Genomic DNA, 20,376 nt, shown 5'->3' on the forward strand with positions numbered 1-20,376 from the left:
CGTCATGCGCGGCGCACGGGCCGTGGTCACGAGCGGGTTCCGCGGAGGGTCAGGACTTGTGTTCGGCGCTGTGCGTCGCGGTGGACGGCGCGTCGGTGGTCGCCGCCGGGGCGGGCGCCTCGACCGACGCGACCTTCGATGCGGCCGCAGCATCCGCCGCCGCGTCGTCGTCCTTCATCGCCTTCATCTCGCCCTTGAAGACGCGGGCCGACTGGCCCATGCTCTTCGCGAGGGCGGGGAGCTTCGCGGCACCGAAGACGAGCAGGATCACCGCGAGAAGGATCAGGAAGTGCCAACCTGTCAGATTGCCAAGCATGGGAGATCTCCTCGATATACGGTCTCGACAAGTCTAACCCTGACCGCCGCACATCGGCGGGAGCCATGCGGATGCTGTGCGAGACGTCAGCGGTACTGTGCGAGCCCCGCTTCGGCCCATGCCGCCGCGGCGTGCCGCGCCTCGGGCGGATCGAGCACTTCGACCGCTCCCCCGCGGCGCGCGGCGGTGCGGCGCATCCCGTTCTCGTCGGGCAGGCGCAGCGCGGCCACGTCGTCGGCGCCGTCGGCGGCGATCTCGGCACGGTCGAGGTAGTCGCCCAGCAGCGGCGCGACCGATCGCGGGTAGCGGATGCGCACCACGATGTCGTCGGCGCTCGGGGCGAACAGCGCCGGAACGGGCTCGGCGCCGTGCGTGATCGGCAGCTCGGTGAGTGCCACGTCGCTCACCCGGTCGAGGTGGAAGGTGCGCACCGCCTGTCGCAGATGGCACCAGCCCTGCAGGTACCAGTTGCCCGTGGCGATGTGCACCTTCATCGGGTCGACGGTGCGGGTCGTGGGCGCAGCATCCGGCGCCTTGTAGGTGAACGAGACGGCCACGCCCCGCCGCACCGCCTCCGCCACCGTGTCACGGACGGCGTCGACCGGACCGGAGGCGACGATCACGTCGACCGGGGTGCTCGAGGCCCCGCGCGCGAGCTTGGCCAGCAGCCCGGCGAACAGCTCGCTGTCGCCGAAACCGGGCACCGTGCGCGCCAGCTGCAGGCCGGCGAGCAGGGCCGCCGCCTCGCGGGCGGTGAGCTTGGGCGCCCGCTCCAGGCCGACGGAGTTGGTGATCACGATGAGGTCGCGCTGCTCGAGCAGGTCCCAGTCGATGTCGAACAGGTCGTTGGACATCTGCCAGTAGCCGCGCTCGCCGGGCAGGCCGATCACGGTGAGCTTCTCGACCATCGAGCGCATCTCGACAGGCGAGACGTCGAATTCGTCGGCGGCCTCGGCTACCGACACCTCGCCCTTGCCGAGCAGGTAGGGCACGAGCTGGAGCATGAGCGCGGCGCGATCGGTCGCGACCAGCGGCTTGCGGGCGGTCATCGCGCTCCTCCGTTGCGTGCGAGCGCGCCCTCGAGACGGGCGATCACCTGTTCGCGCAGCGCCTCGGGTTCGACCACCCGCACCTCCGGGCCGTAGGAGGCGAGCTCGTCGGCGAAGATGTGCACGTCGACGAACGGCACGTGGATGCCCTGCTCCGCCGGGGTGCCGCGGCGACCGAGCCGGAGGGATGCCTCGGTGCCGGGCGCGACCTCCAGCAGCGCGCGCTGCCGCGCCGCGAGCTCCTGGAGTCCCGCGAGCGCGCGGTCGCCGGCGCCCTCGCGCAGCTCGGCCGGGAAGCCCTGCCGGGTGATCTCGACCTCGCCCGTGATGCGCGACAGCAGGAAGGTGCGGTCGGCGCCGGCGTCGAGGTCGACGCCGTAGACATGCCAGCGCGACTCGTACTCGACGAGGGCGAGCGGTCGCATGCGGCGCACCCGCGGCGCGTCCTCCCCCGGTTTGAGGTAAGCGAACCGGACGACGCGCGACTGCTCGCTCGCCTGCCGGAGCGGCCCGAACGCGGGCTCGTGCACGCTGATGCGCGGCGAGAAGCCGATGATCGGCTCGTCGACGGCGATGCCCAGGGCGCGGATCTTGCGCAGGCCGCTGCGCGCGTCATCCGACATCGAGCTCTGGCTCCACACGCCTCCGGCCAGGGTCAGCAGCGCCACCTCGGCCGGCGAGAACTCGATGTCGGCCGGCAGCTCGTACTCCGACACCGGAACGCGGTAGCGCGCCTCGCGCAGATCGTCGGGGTCGGCCCGGTCGCCGATCGTCTCGATCGGCACCCCCAGACCGCGCAGACTCTCCTTGTCGCGCTCGAACATCTTCTCGAGCGCGTCCTTGGACGCCCCGCTCTCGCTCTGCTCGCGGTAGCCCGCGACGGAGGTGAGGATCGTGTCCTTCGTCAGCCCCTGCTCGGTGGCCATCAAGGCCACGACGAGGTTCACCAGCCGCTCCTCGGGCGGGTTCTTCGCAGGGGCGTTCGACGGCACTCCCTCATCCTAGGGGGGCGCCCGGCGCCGATCGCCGGCTCGCGCGCGGCGTTCTAGTCGATGCCGAGGATGTCGACGACGTAGACCAGGGTGGCGTCCGCCGGCGCGCCCGTCTGCACCCCGACCTGGTCGGGCGGGATCACCACGAGCACCTGCGACCCCACCGTCTTGCCCGTGATCGCCTGGGCGAATCCAGGTCCCATCGCATCCAGCGTGACCGACTTCGGCTCGGCGTCCCACGTCGTGGTGAACACCTTCCGCGTGCTCCAATTGACGCCGGTGTAGGCCAGGCGCACGGGAGCGGTGCCGTCCACGACGGCGCCGTCGCCCTTCTTGATGGTCTGCACGACGAGATCGGTCGGGATCGTGGCATCCGGAACGATGATGCCCGGGCGCCCGTCGGGCGCGCGCACCACGGTCGGCAGGCCGAGCGCGTCGTTGTACTGGTCGGCGCCGTCCGCGGCGGTCAGATACGTCTTGCGCACGTCGACCACGAGCACCGCCGAGTCGCCGTCGGCCAGCCCGAGCGACGCACCGGCGCCGGCGGCGATGCCGTCGGGCGGAAGGGCCACGGCGATGCGACTGCCCGGGGTGGCGCAGTGCAGCGCCGCGCCGAGCGTCGGGAAGGTCTCGTTCCAGCGCGCGAGGGAGAAGACGGCGGCGTTGGAGCCGTCGTAGGCGGTCTTGACCAGCGGCTGGCCGGTGGTGCCGCTGAACAGCGCCACGTCGAGCACGACGAGCTGGGTGTCGGCGGTGATCGGCGTGCCCGATCCGGTGGTCAGATCCTGGAACGCCGTCGTCGACGTGTGGAACGGCGTGTAGACCGCGACCTCCGGCACCTTCGCGACGTCGCCGGTCACGGTGATCGCGCTCATCGCGGACGGGTCGGGATCGACGGGGCGCGGGCAGGATGCCGGGACGGCGGTCGAGGCGCAGCCGACCAGGCCGAGGGCGGTCAATCCGAGGACGGCGAGGGCAGCGGGGATCTTGCGCACCGCAACAGTCTAGACGCGCGACGGCGGCTCACCCGTCCGAGGCATCCGCTCCGCCGTCGGCACCCGCGACGGCCGATCCGCCCGCCTGGCGGGCACCCTCCGCCGCCCGCTGCGCCTCGCGCACCCGCTTGCGCAGGTTCTTGTCGGTGATCTCGCGATCGCCGACGGCCCCGGGCGTCCACAGCTCGACGTCATGGTCGCCGTAGCTCGACTTCGAGGCCCGGCGCTTCAGCTCGGGGAGCACCGCGCCGGGCGCGAGCCGTCGCGCCGTGATGAGGAATCCGGTGTGCGCGACCATGCGGTGGTCCGGCCGCACCGCCAGCCCCTCGACGTGCCACCCGCGCACCATGGTCTCGCTCGCATCGGGGTCGGTGAACAGCCCGGTGCCGCGGAGGTACTCCGCGACACGGCTCAGCTGGGTCGCCGTGGCGACGTAGCAGAGCACGACCCCGCCGGGGGTGAGCGCGTCGGCGACCACGTCGATGCACTCCCACGGAGCGAGCATGTCGAGCACGACGCGGTCGACGGATGCCGGGGCGACCGCCTGCGGGAGCGCCTCGACCAGATCGCCGACCCGCACCTCCCAGTTCTCGGGCGTCGCGCCGACGAAGGTCTCGACGTTCGCGCGAGCGACCTCCGCGAAATCCTCGCGGCGCTCGAACGAGACCAGGCGTCCCTGGGCCCCGACCGCCCGCAGCAGCCACAGCGACAGCGCACCGGAGCCGACGCCGGCCTCCACCACGACCGCACCGGGGAAGACGTCGGCCTGCGCGACGATCTGCGCGGCATCCTTCGGGTAGACGATCGCGGCACCGCGAGGCATCGACATCACGAAGTCGCGCAGCAGCGGACGCAGGGCGAGGTACTCGTGGCCGGAGCTGTTGAGCACCACGGAGCCGTCGGGAAGGCCAACGAGATCCTCGTGGCGGAGCACGCCGTGGTGGGTGTGCATCTCCCCCCGCTCCCGCAGGGTGATGGTGTGCAGCCGCGCCTTCGGCCCCGTCAGCTGCACGCGGTCGCCGAAGCGGAACGGTCCGCTCGGACGCTCCGCGGCGGTCATCGGGCACCGCCCGCGGCGCGACGGGTCGCATGCACCTGCGCGAGGTCGGCCAGGTCGCGTCCGTCGAGCGTCGGCCACAGTACGTGCGCACCGGTGCCCGCCAGGGACACCATGTGCGGAACGCCGACGACCGTGGCGCCCGAGGCCACCGCCGAACGCAGTCCGTTGGGCGAGTCCTCGATCGCGACGGTGTCGTCCACGTCGACTCCCAGCGCTGCGCACGCCTGCAGGTAGGGGTCGGGGAACGGCTTGGGGCGGGTCACCTCGTCGCCGGCGACGACCAGGTCGAACGCGTCGAACTCGATGAGCCCGGCTACGGCATCGGCCATACGGCGGATCGACATCGTCACCAGCGCCGTCTTCACGCCCGCCGCGCGCACCGAGGCGAGCAGCTCACGTGCGCCCGGCCGGAACGGCACGCCGTCGACGGCCAGCCGGTCCATCACATCGTCAGTGAGCCGGTCGATGATCTCGGGCACGCTCATGCGCACGCCCGCGTCCTGGAAGATGCGGGCGGAGTCCTCCAGCCCGAGGCCCACCAGGCGCAGCGCCTGCTCGTGCGACCACGTGCCGCCGTAGCTCTCCACGAGCGGCGTCTCCGCGGCGATCCAATACGGTTCGGTGTCGACCAGGGTGCCGTCCATGTCCCACAGGACGGCAGCGGGCAGAGGCGCGTCATTCACCGGTCCATGCTACCCAGCGCCCTCCCGCGCCCCGGTCCGTCCGGCGGCGCACCCGAGCCTCCCGCGGCGTTCCCCGACCCCCGGCGCGCGACGTGCGCCTATCCTGGAACGAACCCCGCCGGGGAGAGGGAGGTCGCGTGGACGGACTCGGTCGCCGCGTGCTCGTGGTCGCGTTCGACGGATGGAACGACGCCGGAGAGGCGGCATCCGCCGCTCTGTCGGTGCTGCGCGAGCAGGGCTCGTACGAGCCGGTCTTCTCCGTCGATCCGGAGCTCTACTTCGACTACCAGTACACCCGCCCGCAGGTCGCCACCGACGGCGACGGGCAGCGCGTGCTGCGCTGGCCCGAGGCGACGCTGTACCGCCCGACCACGCAGCTCCGCGGCACGCAGCTGTGGCTGCTGGCCGGTGTCGAACCCGCCCGTGCGTGGCAGGCGTTCGCCGGGGAGTTCGTGGACGTCGCCCTGCGCGAGGACATCACCGGCATGATCGCCCTCGGCTCGATGATGTCGGACGTGCCGCACACCCGCCCCATCTCGGTGTTCGCCGGCAGCGACAGCGAGCAGCTGCGCACCACCCTCGACGTCGAGCGCAGCTCGTACGAGGGCCCGGTCGGCATCCTCAGCGTGCTGAGCCTCGCCGCCGACGCCGCCGGCATCCCGTCGGCCAGCCTGTGGGCGAGCGTGCCGCACTACGTCGCCGGGCACACCCCGTCGCCGAAGGCCACCCTCGCCCTGCTCGACCGCCTCGAGGACCTCACCGGCGCGCAGGTCCCGCGCGCCGACCTCGCCACCGCCTCGATCGCGTGGGAGGCGTCGATCGACGCCGCCGCGGCCGACGACGAGGAGATGACGGAGTACATCCACCAGCTCGAGCGCACCCGCGACACGTGGGACTCCCCCGAGGCATCCGGCGACGCGATCGCCCAGGAGTTCGAGCGGTACCTGCGCCGCGGCGGCGACGGCCCCACCAAGCCGGGGCGCGACGAGCCGCGACGCTGACGCCGCGACCCGCCCGCTCGGAACGGACGACGGCTCAGAGCGGCTGCAGCACCCCCGTGGCCAGCAGCACCATGACGAGCGCGCCGAGCGCGACCCGGTACACGACGAACGGCATGAAGCTGCGCTTGGAGATGTAGTTCATGAAGAACGCGATGACCGCCAGTGCGACCACGAACGCGATGCCGGTGGCCAGTGCGGTCTCGCCGAGCGAGAACACCCCCTGCTCGCCGCGGCTCTTGAACAGCTGGTAGAAGCCGCTGCCGAAGACGGCCGGGATCGCGAGCAGGAACGCGTAGCGCGCGGCGGCCGCACGTTCGAAGCCCATGAGCAGTCCGGCGGTGATCGTGCCGCCGGAGCGCGAGACACCGGGGATGAGGGCGAGCGCCTGCGCGAACCCGAACACCGCGCCCTGCCCGACGTTGATCTCGTTCAGCTTGCGCTTCTTCGCGCCGATCATGTCGGCGATGCCCAGCAGCACGCCGAACAGGATCAGCATCGCCGCGATGAGCCACAGCGACCGGAACACCGTCTCGATCTGGGTCTGGAAGACCAGGCCGAGCACCACGATCGGGATCGACCCGATGATGATCAGCCAGCCCATGCGCGCGTCGGGGTCGTTGCGCGGGATGCGCCCGAACAGGGACCGGAACCAGCTCCCGATGATCCGCACGATGTCGCGCCAGAAGAACACGACGACCGCCGCCTCGGTGCCGATCTGCGTGATCGCGGTGAACGCGGCGCCCGGGTCGGCGGCGTTGGGCAGGAACTCGCCCACGATGCGCAGGTGCGCGCTGGAGGAGACCGGGAGGAACTCGGTCAGACCCTGGACGAGTCCGAGGATGATGGCCTCGAAGATCATGGGCGCCTTTCAGGTGTGTGCGTGCGGGGCAGATGCCGGGGCGACCGGCCCTGCGTCGTGATTCAGCAGCTGCGGAGCAGATCCGTCAGCACATCCTTGCCGAAGTCGAGCGCGTCGAGGGGGACGCGCTCGTCGACACCGTGGAACATGCCGGTGAAATCGAGGTCGGCGGGCAGACGCAGGGGTGCGAATCCGTAGCCGGTGATCCCGAGGGTCGACAGTGCCTTGTTGTCGGTCCCTGCGCCCAGCAGGTACGGCACCACGGGCACGCCGGGGTCGTGGCGGCCGAGCGCGGCCACCATCGCCGCGACGAGGTCGCCCTCGAACGGCACCTCCAGGCCGATGTCGCGCACCACCGTCTCGATGATGATGTCGTCGCCGACGATGCGCTGGATCTCGGCGAGAACGGCGTCCTCGGCACCGGGCAGCACGCGCACGTCGATGAGCGCCTCGGCGCGGTCGGGGATGACGTTGTGCTTGTAGCCGGCGACGAGCCCGGTGGGATTGGCCGTGGTGCGCAGCGTGGAGCGGATGAAGGCGGATGCCGCGCCCGTCGTGTCGGCCAGCGCGTCGGGGTCGGCGTCGGCGAGCCCGGACAGGTCGCCGAGGTGAGCGAGGAGGTCGCGGGTGGTGTCGGTGAGGGCCACGGGCCAGACGGTGCGACCGAGGGCGGCGACGGCCTCGGCGAGGCGGGTGACGGCGTTGTCGGGGTGGAAGCGGCTGCCGTGCCCGGCGCGACCGCGGGCGACGAGCTTGAGCCACAGGAGCGCCTTCTCCCCGACCTGCAGGAGGTACGCGCGCCGGTCCCCGACCGGGATGGAGTAGCCGCCGACCTCGCTGATCGCCTCGGTCGCGCCCGTGAACCACTCCGGCCGGTCGCGCACGACGAGCGCCGACCCCTCGACGCCGCCGTTCTCCTCGTCGGCGAAGAACGCCAGAACCAGATCGCGCTCGGGCTGCTCGCCCGACCGCAGGAGGTCGGCGACCGCGCTGAGGATCATGGCGTCCATGTTCTTCATGTCCACCGCGCCGCGCCCCCACAGCATCCCGTCGCGCACGACCCCCGCGAACGGGTCGACGCTCCAGTCCTCGGCGATGGCGGGCACCACGTCGAGGTGACCGTGCAGGACGAGCGCGGGCCGGGCCTGGTTCCGGCCGGGCACGCGCGCCATGACGTTCGTGCGGCGAGGGATCGGCTCGTAGAACTCGGGCCGCAGGCCGAGGCCGGAGAGGTAGTCGCCGACGTACTCGGCCGCCTCGCGCTCGCCCGCCGCGCGACCTCCGCCGAAGTTCGTCGTGTCGATGCGGATGAGGTCACGGGCGAGGCGGGCGACCTCGTTCAGCTCGACGTCCGCGGACGGAGGAACGGAGCTCTCGGACGCGGGCATGGCCACCAGGCTACCCGCCGCGTGCACCCGCGCCGTGAGGCCTGTCGCACCGCCCGACGGAGCCGCCGCGATTCGGGGCGACCTGCGAAACGTGGTAATGTCTCTCTTCGGCTGGTCACAGCTTCGACACTCTGCGCGGGTGGCGGAATAGGTAGACGCGCTAGCTTGAGGTGCTAGTGCCCGTATAGGGCGTGGGGGTTCAAGTCCCCCCTCGCGCACAGAACAGAAAAGCCCCCTTCACCGGGGGCTTTTCTGGTTCTTGCGGACGGATCCGGATGCCGCGCTCAGCCCATCTGCACGCCGAAGAGCAGGCCGAGCAGGTAGGTGACCGCGGCGGCGCCGAACCCGATCAGGAGCTGGCGCAGTGCCCGCCGGAACGGCGGCGCACCCGACAGCAGCCCGACCATCGCACCGGTCGACATGAGCGCGATGCCCACCAGGAGCAGCGCGAGGGCGACCGCGCCGATGCCCGAGAGTCCGAAGATCCAGGGCAGCACGGGGATGATCGCTCCGGACGCGAAGAACAGGAAGCTCGACAGCGCGGCACCCCAGGCCCCGCCGACCACCTCGTGGTCGCCGCCCTGCTCGACGGGCAGCTGGTACGGGGTCGACCGGTCGGCGGCGTGGGCCGTCTCGACGACAGCCCGTGCCCGAGCATCCGCCTCATCCGCCGTCAACCCGCGCGTGCGGTAGACGAGCGCGAGCTCGTTGGCGTCCAGGTCGAGGTGGGGCAGCGCCGCATCGGCGTAGTTACTGGGCTCGGTCGCCTCCAGCAACTCGCGCTGCGAGCGCACCGAGACGAACTCGCCCGCGCCCATCGAGAGCGCTCCGGCGAGCAGGCCCGCGACGCCGCTGAAGAGCACGAGCTGCGGCGTCGCGCCCGTGGCGCCGATGCCCATCACGAGCGCGAGGTTGGAGACGAGTCCGTCGTTCGCGCCGAAGACGGCCGCCCGGAAGGTCCCCGACAGGCGACGCCGCCCGCGCGCGGCGAGACCCCGCACGACCTCGTGGTGGATCTTCTCGTCGGCGGCCATCGCCGCGGTGGCGAAGGGCTCGTCGTCGTAGGGCGAACGCCCCTCGGCGTTCTGCGCGAGGGCGAGCACGAAGATCGAGCCGAACCGCTTCGCCATCAGGCCGAGCAGCTGCGTGCCGGTGTCGGGGCGCGGCAGGCGTGCGGGCTCGCCGCCCAGCAGCGTGAGCCAGTGCGATTCGTGGCGGCCCTCGGCCTCGGCGAGCGCGAGGAGGATCTCGCGCTCCTCCCCCTCGCGGCGTGCGGCGAGCTGGCGGTACACGCGCGCCTCGGCGCGTTCGTTGACGAGGTACTGCGCCCAACGGCGACGATCTCGGGCGGTCGGGGCTGCGGTGGACGTGCTCAACGTGTCTCCAGGCTCGGGCTCGGGGTGCAGCATCCACGCTAGGGCGGCGCCTGTGCATCACCGGCGTCCGGGCGCGGATTGCCAGCATTTCGGGGCGCCGGAACACCCGGGTCGCGACACGCGACACCCGCGCGCGGGCGCTGCTCGGGTGTCGCCACACGCGGCGTCCCGCGCGCGGGCGCCGCTCGGGTGTCGCGACACGCGGGTTCCCGCGCGACGGCGCCGCGTGTTGCGACACCTGAAGCGTTCGCGGCCGCTCCCCGGCACGGCCGGCGGCGCGGCTAGGAGCGCACGCGCGAGCGGAGCAGATCGATGCGGGTCTGCAGCTGTGCCACCGTGGCCTGTGCGACCGCCGGGCCGCCGCACAGTCGGCGCAGCTCGGCGTGCACCGCACCGTGCGGCTCGTTGCTCTGCCGCGCATAGAGTCCGACCAGGCTGTTGAGCAGCTGGCGCTGCTCCTTGAGCGTGCGGTGCAGCGCGGCGGGCAGCGCCGGCTCGACGTCGGGCCCCGCGGCCGCCTCCTGCGCCTCACGGGCGGTGCGGTGCCTTCCCTGACGCGCCTGACGCTGCATCAGCAGCTCGTGCACGTGCTCGGGCTCCAGCAGGCCGGGGAGGCCGAGGAACTCCTCCTCCTCGGGGGTTCCCGGGACGGCGAGCTGCCCGAACTCCTTCCCGTCGAACATCACGCGGTCGAAATGCGCCATCGACCCGAGCGCCTGGTAGGTGAACTCCTCGGTGAGGGCGTCGGATGCCTTGTCCTCGCGCTCGGCGGCATCCATCAGGTCTTCTTCGGCGTTCCATTCGTCGCCGTCGCTCTCGCGGTCGAGCGCGTGGTCGCGCTGCCGCTCGAGCTCGTGGGCCAGAGCGAGCAGCTGCGGCACGTTGGGGAGGAACACGCTCGCGGTCTCGCCGCGGCGACGCGCGCGCACGAATCGGCCGATCGCCTGCGCGAAGAACAGCGGCGTCGAGGCGGAGGTGGCGTAGACGCCGACGGCCAGACGCGGCACGTCGACGCCCTCCGAGACCATGCGCACCGCGACCATCCAGCGCGAGGTGCCCTGCGAGAACGCCTCGATGCGCGACGACGCCTCGGCCTCGTCGGAGAGCACGATCGTGGGCGCCTCGCCCGAGATCGACTCCAGGATGGCGGCGTAAGCGCGTGCCGCGGTCTGATCGGTCGCGATCACCAGCCCCCCGGCATCCGGAACCTGCTCGCGCACCTCGGACAGTCGCCGGTCGGCCGATCGCAGCACCGCGGGGATCCAGTCCCCCTCCGGGTCGAGAGCGGTGCGCCACGCCTGCGAGGTGATGTCCTTCGTGTTGTCCTGCCCGAGCTGGGCCTCCATCTCGTCGCCGGTCTTGGTGCGCCAGCGCATGTGCCCGGCGTAGACCAGGAAGATCACCGGGCGCACGACGCCGTCCTCGAGGGCGCGGCGGTACCCGTACGCGTAGTCGGTGCGGGAGAGGCGGATGCCCTTCGCGTCGGGGTGGTACTCCACGAACGGGATCGGTGCGGTGTCGCTGCGGAACGGCGTGCCCGACAACAGCAGCCGGCGCGTCGCCCGCCGGTAGGCCTCACGCAGGGCGTCGCCCCAACTGAGCGCGTCGCCGCCGTGGTGCACCTCGTCGAGGATCACCAGCGTGCGCCGGTCGAGGATCAGCTTCTCGTGCACGGATGCCTTGACCGCCACCTGCGCGTAGGTCACCGCCACCCCGTGGTAGTGCCGCGACGGTGCCGAGTGACGGTTGCTGAAGGCGGGGTCGAGCCGGATCGAGACGCGGGCCGCGGCATCCGCCCACTGCGTCTTGAGGTGCTCGGTAGGGGCCACCACGACGATGCGCTCGACGACACCCCGCCGCATCAGCTCGCTCGCGAGCCGGAGGGCGAACGTGGTCTTGCCGGCGCCCGGGGTCGCGGCGGCGAGGAAGTCGCGCGGCCCCTTGCCCTCGCCGTCGGGGCCGCCGAGCGAGAAGTACAGGTCGAGCGCCTCGGCCTGCCATGCGCGCAGGCGCTGCGCGGTGCCCCACGGGGCGCGCTGCGGGAACGACGGCGAGAGGTGCTCCGCAGCGAAGCTGCCGATATGCGGCTCGGCGTGCCCCGGCTCGGCATGCCGCTGCGCGGGAGGCGCGTCGGGCAGCAGCTCGGGCGCGAGGCCGGGAGCATCCTGAGGGGTGTCGGTGAGCGCGGTGTCGTCCATTCCGCCCCTCCCCGGCATCGGGCTGCCGGCGTGGGCCGCGGACAGCACGAGGATCCACCATAGACGCTCCCCACCGACATCGGGCCGGTGGTCGGGCGCGTCATCCGGTGACGGCGATACGCTCGATGCAGGGCACGAACCAGGAGCAGATGCCATGAGCGACGAGCACCGCAGTCCCTACGTCCCGAACGTCGTGGCCCACCCGTGGCGCCGCTACGTCGCGCTCGGCGACTCGTTCACGGAGGGCATCGGCGACCCTCTGCCCGAGGGCGGGCACCGCGGCTGGGCCGACCGCGTCGCCGAGGTGCTCGCGACCCAGGTGGACGATTTCGCCTATGCCAACCTCGCGGTGCGCGGCAAGCTGATCCGGCAGATCGTCGCCGATCAGCTCGAGCCGGCCATCGCCCTGAAGCCCGACCTGATCACGTTCTCGGCGGGCGGCAACGACGTGATCCGTCCCGGCACCGACCCCGACGAGGTGTCCCAGCTGTTCGAAGACGCCGTCGTGCGCCTGTCCGGCGACGGCGCCACCGTCGTGGTGTTCACGGGCATCGACACGAACTTCACGCCGGTCTTCCGCGGCATCCGCGGCAAGGTCGCGATCTACAACGAGAACATCCGCGCGATCGCCGAGAAGTACGACTGCATCGTCGCCGACCAGTGGGCGCTCAAGGAGGTGCAGGACATGCGCTTCTTCGACGACGACCGGCTGCACTACAACCCCCTCGGACACCACGAGGTCGCGCGCATGGTGCTGCGCGCCCTGAACGTCGCGAACGACCTCGCCCCCATGCAGCCCGACCCGATCCCGCGGCGCACGTGGCGGGAGGCCGCCTCCGTCGATCTGGTGTGGGCGCGGGAGTACCTCGTCCCCTGGGTGCTGCGACGCCTCCGCCACCAGTCGTCGGGCGACCTCGTGACGGCGAAGCGTCCCGAGCCGCTGCCGGTGATCACGCTGGCGCCGGGCGCCGACGCGTCCGCCCCGCGCGGCGAGCAGGTCTAGGCCCGCAGCGCCCAGAGCGTCACGGCGGTCGCCGCGGCGACGTTGAGGGAGTCCACTCCCCCGGCCATCGGGATCGTCACGACGGTGTCGGATGCCTCCAGGGCGGCACGCGACAGCCCGTCGCCCTCCGCCCCCATCAGCAGTGCGACGCGGTCGGGCCGCTGCGCGGCGAAGACGTCGAGCGGCACGGCATCGACGGCGAGGGCGAGCGCCGCGAGGTGGAACCCGGCCGCGTGCAGCTGGGCACGGGCCTGGGGCCACTCGGGCAGGCGCGTCCAGGGAACCTGGAACACCGTGCCCATCGACACCCGTACGCTGCGCCGGTAGAGCGGATCGGCGCAGCGCGGCGAGATCAGCACGGCGTCGGCGCCGAGACCGGCGGCGCCGCGGAAGGCGGCACCGACGTTGGTGTGATCGACCAGGTCCTCCAGCACCAGCACCGTCCGGGCGCCCGCGACCGTCTCGGCGACCGTCGGCAGCGCGGGGCGGTGCATGGCGGCGAGGATGCCCCGATGCACCGCGTAGCCGGTGAGCTGCTCGGCGATGTCGGCGGACGTCACGTACACCGGCGCGTCGATCCCAGCGAGCAGAGTGGATGCCTCGTCCGCCCACTTCTCCTGCACGAGCACCGACCGGGGGCGGTGCCCGGCGGCCAGGGCCCGCGCGAGCACCTTCGCCGACTCGGCGATGTAGAGGCCGCCGGCGGGCTCGCTCACGCGGCGCAGCACGACGTCCGTCAGGTCCCGGTAGTCGGCCAGGCGCGGGTCGGCGGGATCGCCGATGTGCTCGATGCGGGTGTCCATCCGCTCCACTCTCCCAGGTCGCAGGCGGTCGGGCCGTAACATGCCCGCAAAGCGTGCGACGTACACTCGGACCTCAGGAGGGGGTGCGCATGGAGACCACCGTGGCGCTGGACGCCGAGACGGCCGCTCAGCTCGATCGCGCCCTCGACGCCCTCGCCGGTCGGCGCATCGCGATCCTCACCGGAGCGGGTGTGTCCACCGACTCCGGGATCCCCGACTATCGCGGCCAGGGCGCCCCGACGCGCACACCGATGACCGTCGAGCAGTTCCTGGGCGACGAGCGGCTGCGCCGCCGCTACTGGGTGGGCAGCCACCTGGGCTGGCGCACCTTCGCCGCCGCCGAGCCCAACACCGGCCACTCCGCGGTCGCGGCGCTGGAGACCTCGGGAGTGGCCACCGGCGTGATCACGCAGAATGTCGACGGCCTGCACGTGCGCGCGGGCAGCCGCCGCGTCGTCGAGCTCCACGGCACGATGCGGCGGGTCTTCTGCACGCACTGCGGGCAGGTGTTCGACCGCCGTGACCTCGCCGCCCGGGTCGAGGCCGACAACCCCTGGATCCGGGTAGATGAGGAGGTGCTGCTCGGACCCGACGGCGACGTGCGCCCCGAGAGCGCCGATGACTTCGTCGTGCCGGAGTGCAGCGTGTGCGGTGGCATGCTCAAGCCCGACGTCGTCTTCTTCGGCGAGTACATCCCGGCGGAGAAGTTCCGCGAGGCGGAGCAGCTCGTGCACACCAGCGAGGCGCTGCTCGTGGCCGGCTCGTCGTTGGTGGTCAATTCGGGCATCCGGCTGGTCGAACGCGCGCGACGTCGACGGATGCCGGTGGTCATTGTCAACCGCGGCGACACGCGCGCCGACAGCCGGGCCACCGTCAAGATCGACGGCGGTGCGAGCGAGGTGCTCACGGCGATGGCCGCAGCGCTTCCCACGCGCTGACCCTCGCGGGCGGCGGCCCTGTGAACGCCGACCCTCGCGCGCCGATTAGGCTCGATCCGTGACGCAGCTGATCCTCATCCGCCACGGCGAGACCGACTGGAACCGCGACCGGCGCATCCAGGGCAGCACCGACATCCCGCTCAACGACACCGGCCGACAGCAGGCGCAGGAGGCCGCGCTGCACTTGCGCGAGACCCTCGACGCGCGGCATCCGATCGTCGTCGCCGCGAGCGACCTCTCCCGTGCCCGGGAGACGGCCGAGATCATCGCCGCCGAGCTGGGTGCCGCCGCGCCGCGGCTGTACCCGGCGCTGCGCGAGCGCTCCTACGGCGAGGCCGAGGGCATCGACAGCACCGAGTTCGCGGCGCGATGGGGTGACTGGCACACCGCCGAGGTGCCCGGCGCCGAGCCATGGGCCGACCTGCGCAGCCGCGCGCTCACGGGGATCCGCACCGTCGTCGACGACGCCCGTCGCGCGACCGGGCCGGGCGCGGCATCCGTCGTCCTCGTCAGCCACGGCGCCCTCATCCGCGAGGTGCTCCGCCACGCGAGCGCCGGCGCCTACCCCGTGCCCGGTCAGCGGCTTGCGAACGGCTCGGCGCACCCGATCCTGTTCGAGCGCGATCGGCTCACGATGCTGACACCGATCAGCGCCGTCGCCTAGCCTGAGGGACATGCCCGCTCCCGCCACCGTCGACGCGTACATCTCGGGGTTCCCGCCCGAGGTCGCCGAGCGCCTGCAGAAGGTGCGCGAGGTCATCGAGGCCGAGGTGCCCGAGCCCGAGGAGCGCATCCGGTACGGAATGCCGGCCGTCATGCTCGGCGGACGCTACGCGCTGCACTTCGCAGGCTGGAAGAAGCACATCGGCCTCTATCCGGTGCCGGCGCTGCCCGAGCCGCTCGAGGCCGAGATCGCCCCGCACCGCACCGAGAAGGACTCCGTGGTGTTCCCGCACACCGCTCCCCTGCCCTTCGACCTCGTCGGGCGGGTCGCCGCGGCGATCGTCGCGCTGCGGACCGCGGGCTGACGGGTCTCAGGCCCGCTCGGCGCGGGAGACCGCGGCACGCGCGTGTCGCAGCACGGGCTCGTCGACCATGCGCCCCTGGAAGGCGAACACCCCCGGGCGCGTGCGCGCCTGCTCCAGCACCGCGCGGGCCCACGACAGCGTCTTGGCGTCGGGCGCGTAGGCGTCTCGGATGACGGAGACCTGGCCGGGATGGATGCAGGCGGTGGCCGAGAATCCGGATGCCGCGGCATCCCTCGCCTCGCTGGCGAGCCCCTTCGTGTCGGTGATGTCGAGGTGCACCGCGTCGATCGCGGCCTTGCCGGCCGCAGCCGCCGCGAGCAGCACGCGGGACCGGGCGTAGCGCGCGACGTCGCGGTAGCGGCCGTTCGGCTTGCGACTGGAGGTCCCGCCGATGCTCGCCACGAGGTCCTCGGCGCCCCACATCAGCGCGGTGACCTGCGCGGAGGCCCCGATCTTCTCGGCGGCGGCGACGCCCTTGGCCGTCTCGCAGAGGGCGATCAGCGAGAAGCGGCTGTCGAACGCCTTGAGCGACTTCGCGCTCTCCGCTTTGGCGACCATGACGGTGCGGTAATCCGTCTGCGAGAGCGTGGCGAGGTCGGACAGGAACGCGTCGGTGCCCGGCGGGTTGACCCGCACGATCACCCGTGCCGGATCGAGCTCGGACTCGATGAGCGCGCCCCGGGCGACGGACTTGCGGCCCGCTCCGACGGCGTCCTCCAGGTCGAGGATGACCGCGTCGGCCCGCTCCATCGCCTTGGCGAAGCGCTCGGGTCGATCGGCGGGGCAGAACAGGAGCGCCGGGCCCATCGTGAAGGTCGAGGTCACGCTCTCACGCTACCCCGAGGGCGCGGGCGATCACGAGCAGCTGCACCTCGCTCGTGCCCTCGCCGATCTCGAGGATCTTCGAGTCGCGGTAGTGCCGCGCGACGGGGTACTCGTTCATGAATCCGTTGCCGCCGAAGATCTGGGTGGCGTCGCGGGCGTTGTCCATCGCGGCGTCGCTGGCGGTGAGCTTGGCCAGCGCCGCCTCGGTCTTGAACGGCTTGCCGGCGTCGCGGAGACGCGCGGCGTGGTGCCACGCGAGTCGGGCGTTGTGCACCCGCAGCTGCATGCGGGCGATGGTGAACTGCACGTTCTGGCGAGAGGAGAGCGGCTCCCCGAACACCCGGCGCGTCCCCGCGTAGTCGATGGCCGCCTCGAGGCATCCCTCCGCCGCTCCCGTCGACAGCGCCGCGATCGCGATGCGCCCCTCGTCGAGGATGTGCAGGAAGTTCGCGAACCCGCGCCCGCGCTCGCCGAGCAGATTCGCCGCCGGCACCCGGGCGCCGGAGAACGACAGCGGGTGCGTGTCGGAGGCGTGCCAGCCGACCTTGTCGTAAGCCGGCTCGACCGTGAAGCCGGGCGTGCCGTGCGGGACGATGATCGTCGAGATCTCCTTGCGACCGTCCTTCTCCCCGGTGACGGCGGTCACCGTGACGAAGCGGGTGATCGCCGTGCCGGAGTTGGTGATGAACTGCTTGGCCCCGTCGATGACCCACTCGTCGCCGTCGAGCCGCGCGGTCGTGCGGGTCGCTCCCGCGTCGGAGCCCGCTTCGGGCTCGGTGAGCCCGAACCCCGCCAGGGCGGTGCCGGCGAGCAGATCGGGCAGGAGCGCACGCTTCTGCTCCTCGGTGCCGAAGCGGAAGACCGGCATCGCGCCGAGGCTCACCCCCGCCTCCAGGGTGATCGCGATCGACTGATCGACCCGGCCGAGCGCCTCGATCGCCAGGCACAGCGCGAAGTAGTCGCCGCCCTGACCGCCGTACTCCTCGGGGAACGGCAGCCCGAACAGGCCCATCTCCCCCATCTGCGCCACGACCCCGAGGGGAAGCGTGTGCGTGCGATCGGCCTCGTACGCCTGCGGGGCGACCACCTCGTCGGCGAATGCGCGCACGAGGGCGGCGAGCTCGCGCTCGTCCTCGGTCAGCTCGTAGTCCATGCGTCTCCTGCCGGTGGATGCTGCGCGACGACGCGCACACGGGCGGGTCGTCGTCGACGTCACGATACGGTCACGCCGGTTGAGCCGGCGGAACGGAACCGGTTAGTGTTCACTAACCGGAATTACAGGTTAGCGGGGGTTAACTGGAATGACAAGCGACCTCACCGAACGGAATCGCGCCAAGGCCGGCCGGCAGACCGCGCTCCTGCGCGAAGCCGCCCGCCTGTTCGCCGAGCGCGGTTTCACCGGCGTCAGCCTGGAAGAGCTCGGCGCGGCCGTGGGCGTCAGTGGTCCGGCGGTCTACCGCCATTTCGCCAACAAGCAGGCGCTGCTGGGCGCGATCCTGCTGCGGGTCAGCGAACGCCTGCGCGACGGCGGGCACGCGGTGCAGGATGCCTCCGACGACCCGGGCGAGCAGCTGGCCGCCCTGGTGCGGTTCCACGTGGACTTCGCGCTCAGCGACGCCGACGTGATCCGGGTGCAGGACCGCGATCTGGGCAGCCTCAGCGAGACCGATCGCCACCGGGTGCGCCGCCTGCAGCGCGACTACGTCGACGTGTGGGTCGCCGTGCTCGGACGCCTGCACCCCGGTCGCGGGGAGAACGATCTGCGCGTGCGGGCGCACGCCTGCTTCGGCCTCATCAACTCCACGCCGCACAGCGTGCGCGGTCTGCGCGGCGCTCCCGCCGACAGCACCGTGCGCGGCATCCTCGAGTCGATGGCCCTGGCCGCGCTGACCGCGTGAGCCGAGGCATCCGCTCCCCCGCCGCCCGATGAGCGCGGCGGGGAACGGAACGGGTCAGCCCTGGGCGCGACGGTTGGTGCGGGTGCCGTTGCCGCGCACCACGTCGCCCACGCGGATACCGCCCGAACGGCCGGCGCCGGAGCGACCGCCCTGTCCGGACGACGCCGCACCCGATCGGCCCTGGCCGGCGCCGCCGGAGCGACCCTGGCCGGCGCCGCCGGAGCGTGCCGGGGCACCCTGCGCCGCCCCGCGACCGCCCGCGCGGCCGGAACCGCCCGAGCGACCGCCGCCGACAGCGGCACCCGAGCGCTCGCCGCCGCGACCGCCGTCGCCGCGACCACCGTCACCACGGCCGGCCTCTCCGCCGCGTGCGGCGCGCTTGCGCTGGGCGTTCGCGCCCTGCGAGCGTCCACCGCCGCCCTGTCCGCGACCGCCCTGCGGCTGGGCGGACTTCGGCTGCGGAGTCACGTACTCCGCGGCGGGACCGACGAGCGCGGTCACGGCCGGCGAATCGTGCGAGACCGACACCGGCGTGACCGAGATGGCCGCCTTGCGCAGCAGCGCCTGGGTGTCCTTGCGCTGCGTCGGAAGCATCACCGTCACCACGTCTCCGGCGCTGCCGGCACGGGCCGTGCGGCCCGAGCGGTGCAGGTACGCCTTGTGCTCCATGGGCGGGTCGACGTGCACCACGAGCTCGACGTCGTCGACGTGCACACCGCGCGCCGCGACATCCGTGGCCACCAGCACGCGCACCGAGCCGTCGCCGAACGCCGCGAGGTTTCGGTCGCGCTGCGGCTGCGAGAGATTGCCGTGCAGATCGACCGCGGGGATGCCCTGGTCGGTGAGCTGCTTGGCGAGCTTCTTGGCGTGGTGCTTCGTGCGCATGAACAGGATGCGGCGGCCACGGCCGCTCGCGAGCGCCTTCACGAGGTCCTTCTTGGTCTCGACGTCGGCCGTCTCGAACACGTGGTGGGTCATCGCCGCGACGGGCGAGTTGGCCTCGTCGACGGAGTGCAGCACCTGGTTCTGCAGGAAGCGGTTCACCAGCTTGTCGACCCCGTTGTCGAGGGTCGCCGAGAACAGCAGGCGCTGACCGCCCCGCGGGGTCTTGTCGAGGATGCGGGTGACCACCGGCAGGAAGCCGAGGTCGGCCATGTGGTCGGCTTCGTCGAGCACGGTGATCTCGACGGCGTCGAGGGTGAGATGCCGCTGATTCAGCAGGTCTTCCAGGCGACCGGGGCACGCCACGACGATGTCGACGCCGGCGTTGAGGGCGTCGACCTGACGCTTCTGGCTGACCCCGCCGTAGATGGTCGTCGTCTTGAGCCCGTAGGCGGCGGCGAGCGGCGCGAGCACGGCGTCGATCTGGGTCGCGAGCTCGCGGGTCGGGGCGAGCACGAGACCCAGCGGCCGGCCGGCGCGGCGCGTGCCGCCGGCGAGCGTGCCGCCCAGGCGGGCGACCATCGGGATGGAGAAGGCGAGGGTCTTGCCGGAGCCCGTCTTCCCGCGGCCGAGCACGTCGCGCCCGCCGAGGGTGTCGGGGAGCGTGTCGAGCTGGATCGGGAACGGGGCGGTCTTGCCCTGATCGGCGAGGACGCGCACCAGGGGTGCGGGTACGCCGAGATCGGCGAAGGTGGTGGTGTCGGAGGACATGGGGTGGCCTTTCGGGCAGGCGGCACGGACCGCGACGCTCCCGGGAGCGGCACGGTCGTGCACCGACGCGGCGCTGTCGACGCGATCGGCGGGTGGCGAAGGCGCCGGTCGGCGCATCCGTTCGCCGTGAGAAGGTTTCCGCCGCGCGGGGCCGGAGCCGGCCGCGGGGTGAAGAGGAGCGTTCTGACGACGCAGGGAGCCCGCAATGGGCTCTCAAGTGCTCTGAGTCTACCCGATCATGCGACATCGCCGCCGACACGACGGCTCACCCGACGCGCACGGCCCCTCCGGTGAGGAGCCGGGGGCCGTGT

General features: G+C 72.3%; 20 protein-coding genes and 1 tRNA gene. 7 read left to right on the forward strand and 14 right to left on the reverse strand.

What is annotated here, in order from left to right; translation table 11 throughout:
- Positions 1-49: 49 nt before the first annotated feature.
- The 6 genes from tatA to ACSJDX_RS12845 form a co-directional block, all read right to left on the reverse strand.
- Positions 50-316, reverse strand: coding sequence for a Sec-independent protein translocase subunit TatA (gene tatA / locus ACSJDX_RS12820; protein ID WP_438353044.1), 267 nt, complete (start codon positions 314-316; stop codon positions 50-52).
- A gap of 86 nt (positions 317-402) precedes the next feature.
- Positions 403-1,365, reverse strand: a complete 963-nt coding sequence (locus ACSJDX_RS12825) for a helix-turn-helix transcriptional regulator (protein WP_438353045.1) — start codon at positions 1,363-1,365, stop codon at positions 403-405.
- Entirely contained in the window at positions 1,362-2,357 is a 996-nt protein-coding gene (locus ACSJDX_RS12830; protein WP_438353046.1) for a helix-turn-helix transcriptional regulator, read from the reverse strand. Before ACSJDX_RS12830 ends, ACSJDX_RS12825 begins: the two co-directional genes overlap by 4 nt.
- Positions 2,358-2,410: 53 nt before the next feature.
- The gene (locus ACSJDX_RS12835) at positions 2,411-3,352 is read right to left on the reverse strand and encodes an FKBP-type peptidyl-prolyl cis-trans isomerase (RefSeq protein ID WP_438353047.1); all 942 of its coding nucleotides are present in this window, start codon (positions 3,350-3,352) and stop codon (positions 2,411-2,413) included.
- Positions 3,353-3,380: 28 nt separating this feature from the next.
- Complete coding sequence (locus tag ACSJDX_RS12840) at positions 3,381-4,412, reverse strand: tRNA (adenine-N1)-methyltransferase (RefSeq protein WP_438353048.1); 1,032 nt, start codon at positions 4,410-4,412, stop codon at positions 3,381-3,383.
- On the reverse strand, positions 4,409-5,056 hold the full coding sequence (locus ACSJDX_RS12845) for an HAD family hydrolase (protein ID WP_438354989.1): 648 nt from the start codon (positions 5,054-5,056) through the stop codon (positions 4,409-4,411). Before ACSJDX_RS12845 ends, ACSJDX_RS12840 begins: the two co-directional genes overlap by 4 nt.
- A 176-nt stretch (positions 5,057-5,232) precedes the next feature.
- Between ACSJDX_RS12845 and ACSJDX_RS12850 the strand changes: the two genes are divergently transcribed.
- A complete protein-coding gene (locus ACSJDX_RS12850) occupies positions 5,233-6,096 on the forward strand; it encodes a PAC2 family protein (protein ID WP_438353049.1) in 864 nt (287 codons plus the stop codon).
- A 34-nt stretch (positions 6,097-6,130) separates the two neighbouring features.
- On the opposite strand, the gene ACSJDX_RS12855 is transcribed toward ACSJDX_RS12850, so the two are convergent.
- Together ACSJDX_RS12855 and ACSJDX_RS12860 are read right to left on the reverse strand one after the other, a co-directional pair.
- On the reverse strand, positions 6,131-6,955 hold the full coding sequence (locus tag ACSJDX_RS12855) for an undecaprenyl-diphosphate phosphatase (RefSeq protein WP_438353050.1): 825 nt from the start codon (positions 6,953-6,955) through the stop codon (positions 6,131-6,133).
- A gap of 62 nt (positions 6,956-7,017) precedes the next feature.
- Positions 7,018-8,343, reverse strand: a complete 1,326-nt coding sequence (locus tag ACSJDX_RS12860) for a M20/M25/M40 family metallo-hydrolase (RefSeq protein WP_438353051.1) — start codon at positions 8,341-8,343, stop codon at positions 7,018-7,020.
- A gap of 133 nt (positions 8,344-8,476) precedes the next feature.
- Here ACSJDX_RS12860 and ACSJDX_RS12865 point away from each other — a divergent pair.
- A tRNA-Leu gene (locus ACSJDX_RS12865) sits at positions 8,477-8,561 on the forward strand.
- A gap of 66 nt (positions 8,562-8,627) precedes the next feature.
- Here the strand turns inward: ACSJDX_RS12865 and ACSJDX_RS12870 are convergent.
- The gene (locus ACSJDX_RS12870; RefSeq protein ID WP_438353052.1) at positions 8,628-9,752 is read right to left on the reverse strand and encodes a VIT1/CCC1 transporter family protein; all 1,125 of its coding nucleotides are present in this window, start codon (positions 9,750-9,752) and stop codon (positions 8,628-8,630) included.
- Between the two features lie 248 nt (positions 9,753-10,000).
- A complete protein-coding gene (locus ACSJDX_RS12875; protein WP_438353053.1) occupies positions 10,001-11,917 on the reverse strand; it encodes a DEAD/DEAH box helicase in 1,917 nt (638 codons plus the stop codon).
- 154 nt (positions 11,918-12,071) lie between these two features.
- On the opposite strand from ACSJDX_RS12875, the gene ACSJDX_RS12880 reads away from it, so the two are divergent.
- Positions 12,072-12,920: an SGNH/GDSL hydrolase family protein gene (locus ACSJDX_RS12880; RefSeq protein WP_438353054.1), complete on the forward strand. Its 849-nt coding sequence runs from the start codon at positions 12,072-12,074 to the stop codon at positions 12,918-12,920.
- Here ACSJDX_RS12880 and ACSJDX_RS12885 read toward each other — a convergent pair.
- Positions 12,917-13,723 (reverse strand): TrmH family RNA methyltransferase, encoded by an 807-nt coding sequence (locus ACSJDX_RS12885; protein WP_438353055.1) that lies wholly within the window; start codon positions 13,721-13,723, stop codon positions 12,917-12,919. The two genes, ACSJDX_RS12880 and ACSJDX_RS12885, sit on opposite strands and share 4 nt — an antisense overlap.
- Positions 13,724-13,812: 89 nt before the next feature.
- Between ACSJDX_RS12885 and ACSJDX_RS12890 the strand changes: the two genes are divergently transcribed.
- The 3 genes from ACSJDX_RS12890 to ACSJDX_RS12900 are packed head-to-tail and all read left to right on the forward strand — an operon-like array spanning position 13,813 to position 15,689.
- Positions 13,813-14,661, forward strand: a complete 849-nt coding sequence (locus ACSJDX_RS12890; protein WP_438353056.1) for a Sir2 family NAD-dependent protein deacetylase — start codon at positions 13,813-13,815, stop codon at positions 14,659-14,661.
- Between the two features lie 58 nt (positions 14,662-14,719).
- Positions 14,720-15,325, forward strand: coding sequence for a histidine phosphatase family protein (locus ACSJDX_RS12895; RefSeq protein ID WP_438353057.1), 606 nt, complete (start codon positions 14,720-14,722; stop codon positions 15,323-15,325).
- Between the two features lie 10 nt (positions 15,326-15,335).
- Positions 15,336-15,689 carry an iron chaperone gene (locus ACSJDX_RS12900; RefSeq protein ID WP_438353058.1) on the forward strand — a complete coding sequence of 118 codons (354 nt, stop codon included), beginning with the start codon at positions 15,336-15,338 and terminating at the stop codon, positions 15,687-15,689.
- Positions 15,690-15,695: 6 nt separating this feature from the next.
- On the opposite strand, the gene ACSJDX_RS12905 is transcribed toward ACSJDX_RS12900, so the two are convergent.
- Together ACSJDX_RS12905 and ACSJDX_RS12910 are read right to left on the reverse strand one after the other, a co-directional pair.
- The gene (locus tag ACSJDX_RS12905) at positions 15,696-16,496 is read right to left on the reverse strand and encodes an HpcH/HpaI aldolase/citrate lyase family protein (protein ID WP_438354990.1); all 801 of its coding nucleotides are present in this window, start codon (positions 16,494-16,496) and stop codon (positions 15,696-15,698) included.
- Between the two features lie 22 nt (positions 16,497-16,518).
- Positions 16,519-17,667, reverse strand: a complete 1,149-nt coding sequence (locus ACSJDX_RS12910) for an acyl-CoA dehydrogenase family protein (protein ID WP_438353059.1) — start codon at positions 17,665-17,667, stop codon at positions 16,519-16,521.
- 148 nt (positions 17,668-17,815) lie between these two features.
- On the opposite strand from ACSJDX_RS12910, the gene ACSJDX_RS12915 reads away from it, so the two are divergent.
- The gene (locus ACSJDX_RS12915; RefSeq protein ID WP_438353060.1) at positions 17,816-18,412 is read left to right on the forward strand and encodes an SACE_7040 family transcriptional regulator; all 597 of its coding nucleotides are present in this window, start codon (positions 17,816-17,818) and stop codon (positions 18,410-18,412) included.
- Positions 18,413-18,466: 54 nt separating this feature from the next.
- Here the strand turns inward: ACSJDX_RS12915 and ACSJDX_RS12920 are convergent, their stop codons facing one another.
- Positions 18,467-20,065 carry a DEAD/DEAH box helicase gene (locus ACSJDX_RS12920; RefSeq protein WP_438353061.1) on the reverse strand — a complete coding sequence of 533 codons (1,599 nt, stop codon included), beginning with the start codon at positions 20,063-20,065 and terminating at the stop codon, positions 18,467-18,469.
- Positions 20,066-20,376 lie beyond the last annotated feature (311 nt).

Source organism: Microbacterium fluminis (assembly GCF_051549805.1).
In the GTDB taxonomy this organism is placed as follows: domain Bacteria; phylum Actinomycetota; class Actinomycetes; order Actinomycetales; family Microbacteriaceae; genus Microbacterium.

Bases quoted from the DNA above. Each gene is read 5' to 3' on its own strand.
- tatA (WP_438353044.1), bottom strand. From the start codon at position 316: ATGCTTGGCAATCTGACAGGTTGGCACTTCCTGATCCTTCTCGCGGTG.
- ACSJDX_RS12905 (WP_438354990.1), bottom strand. From the start codon at position 16,496: ATGGGCCCGGCGCTCCTGTTCTGCCCCGCCGATCGACCCGAGCGCTTC.
- ACSJDX_RS12885 (WP_438353055.1), bottom strand. From the start codon at position 13,723: ATGGACACCCGCATCGAGCACATCGGCGATCCCGCCGACCCGCGCCTG.
- ACSJDX_RS12875 (WP_438353053.1), bottom strand. From the start codon at position 11,917: ATGGACGACACCGCGCTCACCGACACCCCTCAGGATGCTCCCGGCCTC.
- ACSJDX_RS12825 (WP_438353045.1), bottom strand. From the start codon at position 1,365: ATGACCGCCCGCAAGCCGCTGGTCGCGACCGATCGCGCCGCGCTCATG.
- ACSJDX_RS12845 (WP_438354989.1), bottom strand. From the start codon at position 5,056: ATGGACGGCACCCTGGTCGACACCGAACCGTATTGGATCGCCGCGGAG.
- ACSJDX_RS12840 (WP_438353048.1), bottom strand. From the start codon at position 4,412: ATGACCGCCGCGGAGCGTCCGAGCGGACCGTTCCGCTTCGGCGACCGC.
- ACSJDX_RS12880 (WP_438353054.1), top strand. From the start codon at position 12,072: ATGAGCGACGAGCACCGCAGTCCCTACGTCCCGAACGTCGTGGCCCAC.
- ACSJDX_RS12860 (WP_438353051.1), bottom strand. From the start codon at position 8,343: ATGCCCGCGTCCGAGAGCTCCGTTCCTCCGTCCGCGGACGTCGAGCTG.
- ACSJDX_RS12900 (WP_438353058.1), top strand. From the start codon at position 15,336: ATGCCCGCTCCCGCCACCGTCGACGCGTACATCTCGGGGTTCCCGCCC.
- ACSJDX_RS12910 (WP_438353059.1), bottom strand. From the start codon at position 17,667: ATGGACTACGAGCTGACCGAGGACGAGCGCGAGCTCGCCGCCCTCGTG.
- ACSJDX_RS12855 (WP_438353050.1), bottom strand. From the start codon at position 6,955: ATGATCTTCGAGGCCATCATCCTCGGACTCGTCCAGGGTCTGACCGAG.
- ACSJDX_RS12890 (WP_438353056.1), top strand. From the start codon at position 13,813: ATGGAGACCACCGTGGCGCTGGACGCCGAGACGGCCGCTCAGCTCGAT.
- ACSJDX_RS12920 (WP_438353061.1), bottom strand. From the start codon at position 20,065: ATGTCCTCCGACACCACCACCTTCGCCGATCTCGGCGTACCCGCACCC.
- ACSJDX_RS12870 (WP_438353052.1), bottom strand. From the start codon at position 9,752: ATGCTGCACCCCGAGCCCGAGCCTGGAGACACGTTGAGCACGTCCACC.
- ACSJDX_RS12915 (WP_438353060.1), top strand. From the start codon at position 17,816: ATGACAAGCGACCTCACCGAACGGAATCGCGCCAAGGCCGGCCGGCAG.